Genomic DNA, 13,050 nt, shown 5'->3' with positions numbered 1-13,050 from the left:
GCCGTTTGCGTATACTGCGCAGATGTTTTTTCCAACGGCTTTGCGTCCGCGGTACGCCAAATGGCTGATCGCAACCGGACTCTTCCTGATGCTCAGTGGCTGTGTTGATAAACCCAACACCCTCGAGCGCGTAAAGGAGGATGGTGTGCTGCGGGTAATCACCCGTAACAGCCCCGCCACCTACTTTCAGGATCGCAGCGGTGAAACCGGCTTCGAATACGAGCTGGTGAAGCGCTTTGCCGACGATTTGGGGGTCGAGCTGAAGATCGAGACCGCCGACAACCTCGATGACCTGTTCAACCAGATAGGCAAGCCCAATGGCCCGGTGCTCGCCGCGGCCGGTCTGGTCAGCAGCGATGAACGCAAAAAACAGGTGCGGTTTTCCCACTCCTACCTTGAAGTCACCCCGCAGATCATCTATCGCAACGGCCAGTCGCGGCCGACCGATCCTGGTGATCTGGTCGGCAAGAAGATCATGGTGCTCAAGGGCAGCACCCACGCCGAACAACTGGCCGAGCTGAAACAGAAATTTCCCGCCATTGAGTACGAAGAATCTGACGCCGTCGAGGTAGTCGATTTGTTGCGCATGGTCGATGAAGGGCAGATCGATCTGACCCTGGTCGATTCCAACGAAGTGGCGATGAACCAGGTGTACTTCACCAACATTCGTGTGGCTTTCGACCTTGGCGATGCGCGCAGCCAGAGCTGGGCGGTAGGGCCGGGCGAAGACAACAGCCTGCTCAACGAAATCAACGCCTACCTCGACAAGGTGCAGAAAAACGGCACCTTGCAACGGCTGAAGGATCGTTATTACGGCCACGTCGACGTGCTCGGCTACATGGGCGCCACAACCTTCGCCCAGCACTTGCAGCAGCGTCTGCCGAAGTACGAACAGCACTTCAAGAATTACGCGAAGAAAGAAAAAGTCGACTGGCGCTTGCTCGCGGCGATCGGTTATCAGGAATCGCTGTGGCAGCCGACCGTCACCTCGAAAACCGGCGTGCGCGGCTTGATGATGTTGACCCAGAACACTGCGCAGGCGATGGGCGTGTCCAACCGTCTCGACCCCAAGCAAAGCATCATGGGCGGCGCCAAGTACCTGGCTTACATGAAGGATCAGCTCGACGATTCGATCAAGGAGCCGGACCGCACCTGGTTCGCGCTGGCGGCGTATAACGTCGGCAGCGGCCACCTCGACGACGCACGCAAACTGACCGCCAAGGAAGGGTTGAACCCGGACAAGTGGCTGGACGTGAAGAAGATCCTGCCGCGCCTGTCGCAGAAGCAGTGGTACAGCAAGACCCGTTATGGCTACGCCCGCGGGGGCGAGCCGGTGCATTTCGTGGCGAACATCCGTCGCTACTACGACATCCTCACCTGGGTGACCCAACCGCAGCTTGAAGGCGATCAGGTGGCCGAGGGTAATCTGCATGTGCCCGGCATAGACAAGTCGAAACCGGCGCAAGAGCCAGCCCCGCTTTAACCAACACCCAAATCAATTGTAGGAGTGAGCCTGCTCGCGATAGCGGTGTGTCAGCCAATGTGATGACGTTTGACACACCGCTATCGCGAGCAGGCTCACTCCTACAGGGGATTGCGGTGTCCTTTAGTGCCTGGCGGCAGCCAGGATCAGCGCTTTCATCTCCGAGACAGCAGACTTGAACCCGACAAACAACGCATGCGCCACCAGCGCATGGCCGATGTTCAGTTCGTTGATGCCTTTGATCGCCGCCACCGCTTCGACGTTGTGGTAATGCAGGCCATGCCCGGCGTTGACGATCAGGCCTTGCGCCAGCCCGAACGCCACGCCATCGGCGACACGCTTGAGCTCTTCAGCCACTTGCGTCGGAGTTTCGGCGTCGGCGTAACGCCCGGTGTGCAGTTCGATCGCGGGGGCGCCGACGCGTTTGGAGGCTGCAATCTGCCGCTCATCCGCATCGATAAACAGCGACACTTCGCTGCCGATCTTCGACAGCCGCTCAACCGCTGCCCTGATGCGCTCTTCCTGTCCCGCTACATCGAGGCCACCTTCAGTGGTCAGTTCCTGGCGCGTCTCCGGCACCAGACAGATGTGCGCCGGGCGAATGCGCTCGGCGAACGCCATCATTTCTTCGGTGACGCCCATTTCGAAATTCATTCGCGTCTGCAGCACCTCCTTGAGCAGCAGGACGTCGCGCTCCTGGATGTGACGGCGGTCTTCGCGCAGGTGCACGGTGATGCCATCGGCGCCCGCCTCTTCCGCGTCAAGCGCTGCCTTGACCGGGTCCGGGTAACGCGTGCCACGAGCCTGACGCAGGGTGGCAACGTGGTCGATGTTCACGCCGAGAAGAATGCGATTGCTGCTGGTCACGAGTGCGCTCCTGAAGGGAAGAATTCGGCGCACAGCATATCAGGGCTTGCGAAACAGCTCGCGGCTTACCAGCGGTCGACCGCCCAGATGTACCGCCAATGCCTGACGCATCAGGCGCTTGGCCGCTGACAGCGCGCCGGTGGCTGACCAGTCGGCTTCGGCCATCGCCAGCAGTTCCACACCATTGAACAGGCCGGGTTGCAGCAGGAACACCCGCTCAAGCCCGGCATCCACTTGCAGACGATAGAGGCCGTCTTCGGCGATGGGTTCGCCGTGCACATCCGTGTTCAGCGAGAAGCCATAGCCGAGGTCGTCGAGCAGGCGCCATTCGAAAGAACGCAGCAACGGTTCCAGCGGCCGCCCCTCAGCCAGTGCAAGCAAGGTCGCGGCGTAGTGATCGAAAACCGCAGGGTGCGGATCTTCGGCCGGCAGCAGACGAATCAGCAGTTCGTTGAGATAGAGACCGCTGAACAACGCCTCACCGTTGAGCCACGCCGACGTACCGGAGCTTTCCATGCGCCCGACATTCTTCAACTCCCCCTTGCCGCGAAACTCGACGTCCAGCGCCACGAACGGCCGCGCCAGCGTGCCGGCCTTGCCACGCGCACTGCGCAACACCGCCCGCAGCCGACCTTGCGGCGTCAGGAAGTCGACCAGCGCACTGGTTTCGCGGTAGGCGCGCGAATGCAGGACGTAGGCAGGTTGGGCGGGAGGCGGGTTTTGCGACATTGAGTTCTCGATGAACAAACGCAGTTTTTATACACAACCCAAAACTACTGTGGGAGCGAGCCTGCACGCGAAAGCGGAGTGACAGTCAACATCAATGCTGAATGTTACATCCCCTTCGCGAGCAGGCTCGCTCCCACAGCGGGTATCGGTGTTATCAGGTTTGGTGCTTACAGATCGCCATAACCCAGCGAACGCAGCGCACGCTCGTCGTCGGACCAGCCGCCCTTCACCTTGACCCACAGGTTGAGCATGATCCTGGAGTCGAACAGCAGCTCCATGTCCTTGCGCGCTTCGGTGCCGATGCGCTTGATGCGCTCGCCCTTGTCGCCAATGATGATTTTCTTCTGGCCGTCACGCTCGACGAGGATCAACGCATGGATGTGCAGGGTCTTGCCCTGCTGCTTGAACTCTTCGATCTCGACGGTGATCTGGTACGGCAGCTCGGCGCCCATCTGACGCATGATTTTTTCACGCACCAGTTCAGCGGCGAGGAAGCGGCTGCTGCGGTCGGTGATCTGGTCTTCGGGGAAGAAGTGATCGTTTTCCGGCAGGTGGTCGGCGATGACCTTTTCCAGCGCCTCGAGGTTATGCCCGTGCTGCGCGGAAATCGGGATGATCTGGGCGTTCGGCAACTGCTCCTGCAACCAGCTCAGGTGCGGCATCAGCTCGGCCTTGTCTTCGATGCGATCGGTCTTGTTCAGCGCGACGATCAGCGGGCCGGTGACGTATTGCACGCGCTCGAGGACCATCTGGTCTTCTTCGGTCCACTTGGTGCGGTCGACCACGAAGATCACTACGTCGACGTCTTTCAACGCCGCCGAAGCGGTTTTGTTCATGTAACGGTTCAGGGCCTTTTCGCCGCCCTTGTGCATGCCGGGGGTGTCGACGTAGATCGCCTGCACATCGCCCTCGGTCTTGATCCCGAGCATGTTGTGGCGGGTGGTCTGCGGCTTGCGCGAGGTGATCGCGAGCTTCTGGCCGAGGATGTGGTTGAGCAGCGTCGACTTGCCGACGTTGGGACGGCCGACGATGGCAACGTAGCCACAGCGAGTCGCGTTTGTATCAGTCATTGCCATTCTCCACGCCCAGGGCAATCAGTGCTGCGGCGGCCGCTACCTGTTCGGCAATACGACGGCTCACACCCTGACCTCGGCTTTTTTCATTCAGTAAGACCACTTCGCATTCGACGAAGAAGGTTCGGCAGTGCGGCTCGCCCTGGATATCCACCACTTCGTAGCGCGGCAGTTCGCAACCGCGCGACTGCAAGTGTTCCTGCAGACGGGTTTTCGGGTCCTTGTTGGTGTCGACCAGCGTCAGGCCTTCGAACTCGCCGGCCAGCCAGGCCAGTACGCGTTCGCGGGCGACGTCCATGCCGGCATCGAGGTAGATCGCACCGATCAATGCTTCGAGGGCATCGGCCAGAATCGACTCGCGACGGAAGCCGCCGCTTTTCAACTCACCGGAACCCAGTCGCAGGTAATCGCCAAGGTCGAAACCGCGCGCCAGTACGGCCAGCGTCTCACCTTTTACCAGGCGTGCGCGCAAACGCGACAACTGGCCTTCGCGGGCCAGCGGAAAGCGATCGAACAATGCCTCGCCGGCGACGAAATTGAGGATCGCATCACCGAGGAATTCCAGGCGTTCGTTGTTGCGCCCGGCAAAACTGCGGTGCGTGAGGGCCAGCAGCATCAGCTCCTGATCCTTGAAGGTGTAACCGAGCTGGCGCTCGAGACGGCTTAGAGAAACGCTCACGGTTTACCCACGCTGAGTTCGTGGCTGGATTCCACTGCCATCGCCGGGGTGCGGCGCAGGCCTGGGACAATTAACGCTGTGTTCAAAAATTAAATCCTGGCGATTGTGAAGCCGATTGTACCGGCTCCAGAAATGCATTCGGCGCTGTGGTCAACAGCGCCGTGTGTGATTACTTGATCAGGCCAACCCGCGAGAAATTCGGCAGGTGGCTGAGTTTTGGCTCCGGCCAGCTCATCCAGACCGCAAAGGCCTTGCCGACGATATTCTGGTCGGGAACCATGCCCAGCAGATTCCTGGGAATGTTGGGATCATCCCAGTAACGGCTGTCATTGGAGTTGTCGCGATTGTCGCCCATCATGAAGTAGTGCCCGGCGGGCACGGTCCACGAGCGGTCCGGCGTGGCGCGATAGCGACTCATTTCCTTGCGGATCAAGTGCTCGGCGGCGCCCAGCTTCTCTTTGTAGAGTTCAGCGCTGCCCAGCGTGCCCGGCTCGGAACCGACCATCTGCTCGGCAATCGATTCGCCATTGACGAAAAGACGCTTGTCAGCGGTGTAGCGCACCGTGTCGCCCGGCAGGCCGACCACACGCTTGATGTAGTTGACGTTGGGGTCGCTCGGGTAGCGGAACACCATCACATCGCCGCGCTGCGGATCACCGACTTCGATGATTTTCTTGTCGATCACCGGCAGGCGGATCCCGTAGGAAAACTTGTTCACCAGAATAAAGTCGCCGACGTCCAGGGTCGGTTTCATCGAGCCGGAAGGAATCTGGAACGGCTCCACCAGGAACGAACGCAGCACCAGCACGATGAACAACACCGGGAAGAACGACTTGCCGTATTCGACCAGCAGCGGTTCCTTGTTGAGCTTTTCGACCACCACGCCATCAGGCTGGCTGACGCTGCCCTGATAGGAAGCGATGGCCGCCCGGCGACGTGGCGCCAGAATCAACAGATCAAGCAACGCCAACAGGCCGCAGACGAATACGGCGATGACCAGCAACAGCGGGAAATTTAGTGACATAGGACCTGACTATTCCAACCTGAGCACGGCAAGGAAGGCTTCTTGTGGAATTTCCACGTTGCCGACCTGCTTCATGCGTTTCTTACCGGCCTTCTGCTTCTCCAGCAGTTTCTTCTTACGGCTGACGTCACCACCGTAGCATTTGGCCAATACGTTCTTTCTGAGTGCCTTGACGGTTGTCCGCGCAACGATCTGCCCGCCAATGGCGGCCTGAATCGCTACGTCGAACATCTGCCGCGGGATCAGCTCTTTCATCTTCTCGGTCAACTGGCGACCTTTGTAGTGCGAGTTGTCACGGTGCACGATCAATGCGAGGGCATCGACCTTGTCGCCGTTGATCAGCACGTCCAGTTTCACCAGATTAGCCGATTGGTAACGATCGAAATGGTAGTCCAGCGAAGCATAGCCACGGCTGGTGGACTTGAGACGGTCGAAGAAGTCCAGGACCACTTCGTTCATCGGCAGGTCGTAGGTCACTTGCACCTGATTGCCCAGGAACAGCATGTCGACCTGCACACCACGTTTTTCGATGCACAGGGTGATGACGTTGCCCAAGTGTTCCTGCGGAACCAGGATGTTGGCGCGCACGATCGGCTCGCGCATGTCTTCGATCGACGACACATCCGGAAGCTTGGAGGGGTTGTCGACGTAAATCGTTTCACCGGTTTTCAGCACCAGCTCGAAGATTACCGTCGGCGCGGTGGTGATCAGGTCCAGGTCGTATTCGCGCTCGAGACGCTCCTGAATGATTTCCATGTGCAGCATGCCGAGGAAGCCGCAACGGAAGCCGAAGCCCAGGGCGTCGGAGCTTTCCGGGGTGTACTGCAACGACGAGTCGTTGAGGGTCAGCTTCTGCAGCGCTTCGCGGAAATCCTCGAAGTCGTCGGAGCTGACCGGGAACAGACCGGCGTAAACCTGTGGCTGGATGCGTTTGAAGCCGGGCAGCACTTCAACGTCCGGAGTCGAGGCCAGGGTCAGGGTGTCACCGACCGGTGCGCCGTGAATGTCCTTGATGCTGGCAATGATGAAGCCCACTTCACCGGCTTTCAGGTCAGTGGTGGCGGTGTGTTTCGGGTTGAACACGCCGACGCTGTCGACCAGATGGATCTTGCCGGTGGACTTGACGAGGATCTTGTCGCCCTTCTTCACCCGGCCGTGACGCACACGTACCAGGGAGACAACGCCCAGATAGTTGTCGAACCACGAATCGATGATCAACGCTTGCAGCGGATCTTCGATGTTGCCGGTCGGCGCCGGAATGGTGTGCACCAGACGCTCGAGGACTTCGTCGACACCCAGGCCGGTCTTGGCGCTGCAGGTGACGGCGTCGGTGGCGTCGATGCCGATGATCTTCTCGATCTCGTCCTTGACGCGATCGGGATCGGCCTGCGGCAGGTCGATCTTGTTCAGCACCGGCATGACTTCCAGGCCCTGCTCGATTGCGGTGTAGCAGTTGGCTACGGACTGGGCTTCCACGCCCTGACCGGCATCGACCACCAGCAACGCACCTTCACACGCGGCCAGGGAACGGCTGACTTCGTAGGTGAAGTCGACGTGGCCCGGGGTGTCAATGAAGTTCAGCTGGTACTTGATGCCGTCTTTGGCGGTGTAATAAAGGGTGACGCTGTGGGCCTTGATGGTGATCCCGCGTTCACGCTCAAGGTCCATGGAATCGAGGACCTGTGCCTCCATTTCACGCTCGGCCAGGCCGCCGCACATCTGGATGAAGCGATCGGCCAGCGTCGACTTGCCATGGTCAATGTGGGCGATGATGGAGAAATTGCGGATATGACTCAAATCACTCACGGATCAACACTCAAAAAGGCTGCAGGCATGGCCCGCCGAAAAATAGCCGGGAATTGTACCTGATAGTCCGCGCAAGCGTCACGTTCGCCTGTCATCCGGTTTGCATGCAAAAACGCCCCACTCTTGCGAGCGGGGCGTTTTCAGGGTTCAAGCGCTGAATGAAAGCTTGTTCATCAGCCCGCCCGTCTGAGCAGCCAGACACCCGCCAAGGCACACACGCCAGCTGGAACCAGCACCGCAAACAGCGGCGAGAAACCGAACACCAGACTCGAAGGCCCAAGCAGATCCTGGACGATCCGGAAGGTGAACCCCACCAGTACACCTGTGAAAACTCGCTGACCGAGAGTCACCGAACGCAGCGGACCGAAGATGAAGGAGATCGCCATCAGCACCAGCGCGGCGGTAACCAGCGGCTGCAACACCTTGACCCAGAATGCCAGCCAGTAACGGCCGTTACTCAAGCCTTGTTCGGCCAGATAGTGGATATAACCCCACAGACCGCTGATCGACAGCGATTCCGGCGCCATGACCACGGTACTGAGCAATTGCGGGCTCAGCGACACGTCCCAGCGCTCGGTCGGCGTATTCACCACTTCAGTGCTGCGATCCTTGAACAGCGTGGTGGACACTTCGCTGAGCTGCCAGTGATCACCATCGAATTCGGCCTTCTTGGCGAAACTCGAGCTGAGCAGGTGGCGCTCTTTGTCGAAGTGGTAGCGGGTCACACCATACAGCAGGCCGTTCGGTTGCACGGCGTTGATGTGGATGAATTCCTCACCCTGACGGTGCCACATGCCGTGCTTGGCGCTTTGTGCATCGCCGCTGCCCTGCGCCAGCGAACGATTGGCCTGCGCCATGCTTTCGGTGGCCGGGGCGACGTATTCGCCGATCAGCACGCCGGCCAGCATCAGCACCAGCATCGGTTTCATGACGGCCCAGACGATACGGCCGATCGACACGCCAGCGGCGCGCATCACCGTCAGCTCGCTGCTGCTGGCCAGACTGCCGAGGCCGATCAGGCAACCGATCAGCGCGGCCATCGGCAGCATTTCATAGAGACGGCGCGGCGCGGTCAGGAGCACGAAGCTCAGCACGTCGAGCAGCGTGTAGGTATCGCTGACGTCGCCCATTTCATCGATGAAGGCGAACAGCGTCGCCAGACCGAGGATGATCGCCAGCACAGCGATGATCGCCATGAACACGCTGCTGCCGATGTAGCGGTCGAGTTTAACCACGGGCCACCTCCAGCGCAGCGGAGCGACGGCTGGCCATTTTCAGGCGCAGCGGCTCCCAGTACAGCAGGCCGAGGCCAATCAGCAGGAAAATCGCGTGCACCCACCACAAACCGAGCGCCGGCGGGATCTTGCCCTTCTCGAGGGCGCCGCGCGCGGCAATCAGGATGGTCAGGTAAGCCATATAAAGAAGAATCGCCGGCAGCAGCTTGAGGAAACGCCCCTGGCGCGGGTTGACACGCGACAGCGGCACCGCCATCAGGGTCACGATGAATACCAGCAGCGGCAGCGACAAACGCCATTGCAGTTCGGTTCGGGAACGGATGTCATCGCTGCCCAGCAGCGACGAAGTCGGCATGGCGTCACGGTCGGTGACTTCCTCGCTGACGTCCGGCTTGGGCAGCAACACGCCGTAGGTCTCGTAGTGAATGGCGCGGTAATCGGCCTGACCCGGGCTGCCGTCATAGCGATAACCGTTGTCGAGGATCAGATAGCGATTGCCGTCAGGGCGGACTTCCTGACGGCCCGATTCGGCGACCAGCACGGAAATGCCGCGATCCTTTTGATCGGCGCCGAGGTTTTTCTGCGAAATGAACACGCTACCCAGATTGACCCGATCGTCGCTCAGGGTTTCGGTGTAAGTCACCCGGGTACCGTCGCGCAGTGCCTGGAAACGCCCGGGTTCGAGCGTGTCGAACTCGGTCAGCGCATCCTGCTTGTTCAGCAGCAGCTGGAACTGGTTTGCGCCTTGCGGGGCCAGGCCCAGACTGAGCCATGCCACCACCAGCGCCACCAGGGTCGCCGGGAACAGGGTCATGCGAAACAATTTCTGCTGGCTCATGCCGGTGGCCGAGAGCACGGTCATTTCGCTTTCAAGGTACAGGCGACCGTAGGCCAGCAGGATCCCGAGGAACAGGCCCAGCGGCAGAATCAGTTGCAGGAAACCCGGCAGGCGAAAGCCCATGATCAGGAACAGCGAGCCCGGATCGAGCTGGCCGGCAGCGGCCTGAGCCAGATATTTGATGAAGCGACCGCTCATGATGATGACCAGCAGCACGGCACTTACGGCGCTGAGGGTCAACAAGACTTCGCGGGACAGATAACGGAAGACGATCAAACCAGACACTCCAGGGTTGTCAGGCTAAGGCGGCCAAACAAGCAAGCACATCGACCGGCCCGCAACGCAGAGCGGTCGAAAAAAGATGCGGCATTATCCTGTGATTGGGTGCGCCTGTCACTGCGCACACTCATCCTTCGCTGTAATCCTTTGCTGATCGTACAACCTAGGGGGCGTTCTCAATTAGTTTTCACACCGCGCCGAGTCTGCTGTTGTGCAGGGCAAGGCGCGAGAAGCGTGGTTTGGTCATTCCAAATAAGCTTCGAGCAACGCAGCCCTGCACAACAGCAGGCCCGGCCCTTCGGGTTGTGCCTTAAAGCCGGCCAGTCTGCGTTGCAGGCCCTGGAAAGGGTACAACCATTCCCAGCGGCCTGCGCCTTGCCTGGCTGGCTTTAAGGCGACAACGCGGTGTGAAAACTAATTGAGAACGCCCCCTAGGGTTGTCAGGCGCGGGGAGCGAGGTTCAAACTGCGGCCCTTGTCGCAGGCTTTGGCCTGCGTCTCTTCTATCTATAAGCAGGCGACTGCGGACAGCGTCGAACGCCTGCGTGTTGACCATTCATTCAGGGATCCGGACATGGAACTGGTTGTAAAAAGCGTTAGCCCAGAAACGTTGAAAACCGCCACCCTGGTGGTTGCCGTCGGCGAAGGCCGCAAACTCGGCGTGGCCGCCAGCCAAGTCGATGAACTGAGCGGCGGCGCGATCAGCGCGGTCCTCAAGCGTGGCGATCTGGCCGGCAAGGTCGGTCAGAGCCTGCTGCTGCACAGCCTGCCGAACCTGAAAGCCGAGCGCGTGCTGCTGGTCGGCGTGGGCAAGGACGAAGAACTGGGCGACCGTCCCTTCCGCAAAATCGCTGCCGGCATCCTCAACACCCTTAAAGGTCTGGGCGGCGGCGATGCGGTACTGGCGCTCGACGAAGTCATCGTCAAAGGTCGCGACAGCTACGGCAAGACCCGTCTGCTGGCAGAAACCCTGGTCGACGGCGGCTACACCTTTGACCAGTTCAAGAGCCAGAAAGCCGAACCGCGCGCTCTGAAGAAAATCACCCTGCTGACCATCAAGGCGGCGCAGGCCGAAGTACAGCGTGCGGTCAATCACGCCACCGCAATCGCCAACGGCATGGCCTTCACCCGCGATCTGGGCAACCTGCCGCCGAACATTTGCCACCCGACTTTCATGGGCGAACAGGCCAAGAACCTCGGCAAAGAGTTCAAGGATCTGAAAGTCGAAGTGCTCGACGAGAAGAAGATCAAATCCCTCGGCATGGGTTCGTTCTATGCCGTTGGCCAGGGCAGCGCCCAGCCGCCGCGCCTGATCGTCATGCAATACAACGGCGGCAAGAAATCCGAGAAGCCGTACGCGCTGGTCGGTAAAGGCATCACTTTCGACACCGGCGGCATCAGCCTGAAGCCGGGCGCCGGCATGGACGAAATGAAATACGACATGGGCGGCGCCGCCAGCGTGTTCGGCACCCTGCGCGCCGTGCTCGAGCTGAAACTGCCGATCAATCTGGTGTGCATCCTCGCCTGCGCGGAAAACATGCCGAGCGGCAACGCTTCGCGCCCAGGCGACATCGTCACCACCATGAGCGGCCAGACCGTGGAAATCCTCAACACCGACGCAGAAGGCCGTCTGGTGCTGTGCGACGCGCTGACCTACGCCGAGCGTTTCAAGCCACAAGCGGTCATCGACATCGCCACCCTGACCGGCGCTTGCGTCGTAGCCTTGGGCGCGCACACCTCGGGCCTGCTGGGCAACAACGACGAACTGATCGGCCAGTTGCTCAGCGCCGGTCAGGCCGCCGACGACCGCGCCTGGCAACTGCCGCTGTTCGATGAGTACCAGGAGCAACTGGACAGCCCGTTCGCTGACATCGCCAACATTGGCGGGCCAAAAGCCGGCACCATTACCGCCGCGTGCTTCCTGTCGCGCTTCACCAAGAACCTCAACTGGGCGCACCTCGACATCGCCGGCACCGCGTGGACCAGCGGCGGCAAGGACAAGGGCGCAACCGGCCGTCCGGTGCCGTTGCTGACCCAATACCTGCTGGATCGCGCCAAAGCCTGAACCCGATGACAAGTGGCGTCACTCTCGGGTGACGCTGCTTGCTGCCCTGGACCCGTAATGACCAAAGTCGACTTCTATATCCTGCCCAGCGCCGATCCTTCGGCTCGCCTGGACTTTGCCTGCAAGCTCACCGAGAAAGCCTGGCGCATGGGCCACCGCATCTACCTGCATTGCAGCAATGCCGCCCAGCGTGACGATCTCGATGCGCGCCTGTGGGCGTTCAAGGGCGAAAGCTTCGTGCCGCACGGCCCGGCAGACAGCGAACCGGAAGGTTTGATCGTACTGGGCCTGGGTGAGGATTGCGGTCAGCATCAGGATTTGCTGGTCAATCTCGACCTGAAAGTCCCGGGCTTCGCCAACAAATTCGCCCGTGTGGCGGAAGTGGTGGTCGAAGACCCGACGATTCGAGCGGCCGCGCGGGAGAGTTTCCGCTTCTACCGCGAACAGGGCTATTCTCTGCAAGACCACCGTTTACAGCGACTCTGAGCACTCCAATGGACACTCCGAAACCGCAACAGAAGTCCGCACACCTGCTGGACGATCTCGAATCGATCCGCCAGTTGCTCGGCGATGACAACCTGCAACCGCCCTTGCTGACCGATACGGTCGACGAAGGCGAACAGGAACAGATTCCGATGCTGTTCGACCCGGTCGGCAACGAGCCGCCCGCCGTCGCACCGCCCGCCGCACCCGCGCCGACAGCCACTGCACAACCGGCTGCACCGGTCGACAAAGGCCCGGACGCCCTGCTGCATCTGGACAGCGAACTGCGCGCCGCCGCGCAATTGATCATGCAAGACGTGATCGACGACTTCGCCCCGCACATCGAAACCGAGATCAAACGTCGTCTCGATGCGCGAATGGAGCGGCTGCTCGCCGCAGCTGCAAGCGGCAAGACTTAAGCTGCAAGCCAAAGCCAAAGCAAAAGCCAAACCCACCGCTATCCTCTTGCAGCTTGTGGCTTGTGGCTTGC

General features: G+C 60.4%; 12 protein-coding genes. 4 read left to right on the top strand and 8 right to left on the bottom strand.

What is annotated here, in order from left to right:
* The first annotated feature begins 22 nt into the window (after nt 1-22).
* Nucleotides 23-1,483: a membrane-bound lytic murein transglycosylase MltF gene (mltF, locus tag BLU52_RS03455; protein ID WP_090281899.1), complete on the top strand. Its 1,461-nt coding sequence runs from the start codon at nt 23-25 to the stop codon at nt 1,481-1,483.
* Nucleotides 1,484-1,606: 123 nt separating this feature from the next.
* On the opposite strand, the gene pdxJ is transcribed toward mltF, so the two are convergent.
* The 8 genes from pdxJ to lptF all read right to left on the bottom strand — a co-directional run bounded on the left by pdxJ (nt 1,607) and on the right by lptF (nt 10,010).
* The gene (gene pdxJ, locus BLU52_RS03450; RefSeq protein ID WP_090281898.1) at nt 1,607-2,350 is read right to left on the bottom strand and encodes a pyridoxine 5'-phosphate synthase; all 744 of its coding nucleotides are present in this window, start codon (nt 2,348-2,350) and stop codon (nt 1,607-1,609) included.
* Nucleotides 2,351-2,389: 39 nt separating this feature from the next.
* A complete protein-coding gene (recO, locus tag BLU52_RS03445; protein ID WP_090281897.1) occupies nt 2,390-3,079 on the bottom strand; it encodes a DNA repair protein RecO in 690 nt (229 codons plus the stop codon).
* A 167-nt stretch (nt 3,080-3,246) separates the two neighbouring features.
* Nucleotides 3,247-4,149 carry a GTPase Era gene (era, locus tag BLU52_RS03440; protein WP_090281896.1) on the bottom strand — a complete coding sequence of 301 codons (903 nt, stop codon included), beginning with the start codon at nt 4,147-4,149 and terminating at the stop codon, nt 3,247-3,249.
* A complete protein-coding gene (gene rnc / locus BLU52_RS03435) occupies nt 4,142-4,831 on the bottom strand; it encodes a ribonuclease III (protein ID WP_024011703.1) in 690 nt (229 codons plus the stop codon). Before rnc ends, era begins: the two co-directional genes overlap by 8 nt.
* A 169-nt stretch (nt 4,832-5,000) precedes the next feature.
* The gene (lepB, locus tag BLU52_RS03430; protein WP_090281895.1) at nt 5,001-5,855 is read right to left on the bottom strand and encodes a signal peptidase I; all 855 of its coding nucleotides are present in this window, start codon (nt 5,853-5,855) and stop codon (nt 5,001-5,003) included.
* A gap of 9 nt (nt 5,856-5,864) precedes the next feature.
* On the bottom strand, nt 5,865-7,661 hold the full coding sequence (gene lepA / locus BLU52_RS03425) for a translation elongation factor 4 (protein WP_090281894.1): 1,797 nt from the start codon (nt 7,659-7,661) through the stop codon (nt 5,865-5,867).
* 173 nt (nt 7,662-7,834) lie between these two features.
* Nucleotides 7,835-8,896 carry an LPS export ABC transporter permease LptG gene (gene lptG / locus BLU52_RS03420; protein ID WP_090281893.1) on the bottom strand — a complete coding sequence of 354 codons (1,062 nt, stop codon included), beginning with the start codon at nt 8,894-8,896 and terminating at the stop codon, nt 7,835-7,837.
* Nucleotides 8,889-10,010, bottom strand: a complete 1,122-nt coding sequence (lptF, locus tag BLU52_RS03415) for an LPS export ABC transporter permease LptF (protein WP_090281892.1) — start codon at nt 10,008-10,010, stop codon at nt 8,889-8,891. The genes lptG and lptF overlap by 8 nt, the downstream gene beginning before the upstream one ends.
* Before the next feature lie 576 nt (nt 10,011-10,586).
* Here lptF and BLU52_RS03410 point away from each other — a divergent pair.
* Genes BLU52_RS03410 through BLU52_RS03400 form a run of 3 tightly spaced genes read left to right on the top strand, consistent with a single transcriptional unit; the run spans nt 10,587 to nt 12,979 of the window.
* Nucleotides 10,587-12,077 (top strand): leucyl aminopeptidase, encoded by a 1,491-nt coding sequence (locus tag BLU52_RS03410; protein WP_090281891.1) that lies wholly within the window; start codon nt 10,587-10,589, stop codon nt 12,075-12,077.
* Nucleotides 12,078-12,134: 57 nt separating this feature from the next.
* Nucleotides 12,135-12,563, top strand: coding sequence for a DNA polymerase III subunit chi (locus BLU52_RS03405; RefSeq protein WP_090281890.1), 429 nt, complete (start codon nt 12,135-12,137; stop codon nt 12,561-12,563).
* A gap of 8 nt (nt 12,564-12,571) precedes the next feature.
* A complete protein-coding gene (locus BLU52_RS03400; RefSeq protein WP_090281889.1) occupies nt 12,572-12,979 on the top strand; it encodes a DNA polymerase III subunit chi in 408 nt (135 codons plus the stop codon).
* Nucleotides 12,980-13,050: the final 71 nt, after the last annotated feature.

The organism is Pseudomonas granadensis (assembly GCF_900105485.1).
Lineage (GTDB): Bacteria > Pseudomonadota > Gammaproteobacteria > Pseudomonadales > Pseudomonadaceae > Aquipseudomonas > Aquipseudomonas granadensis.
Note: the sequence above shows the minus strand (reverse complement) of the source record. Positions and strands in the feature narration are given on the sequence as shown.

Coding starts and splice junctions, on each gene's coding strand:
- recO (WP_090281897.1), bottom strand. CDS start 3,079: ATGTCGCAAAACCCGCCTCCCGCCCAACCTGCCTACGTCCTGCATTCG.
- lepB (WP_090281895.1), bottom strand. CDS start 5,855: ATGTCACTAAATTTCCCGCTGTTGCTGGTCATCGCCGTATTCGTCTGC.
- BLU52_RS03410 (WP_090281891.1), top strand. CDS start 10,587: ATGGAACTGGTTGTAAAAAGCGTTAGCCCAGAAACGTTGAAAACCGCC.
- mltF (WP_090281899.1), top strand. CDS start 23: ATGTTTTTTCCAACGGCTTTGCGTCCGCGGTACGCCAAATGGCTGATC.
- BLU52_RS03405 (WP_090281890.1), top strand. CDS start 12,135: ATGACCAAAGTCGACTTCTATATCCTGCCCAGCGCCGATCCTTCGGCT.
- era (WP_090281896.1), bottom strand. CDS start 4,149: ATGACTGATACAAACGCGACTCGCTGTGGCTACGTTGCCATCGTCGGC.
- BLU52_RS03400 (WP_090281889.1), top strand. CDS start 12,572: ATGGACACTCCGAAACCGCAACAGAAGTCCGCACACCTGCTGGACGAT.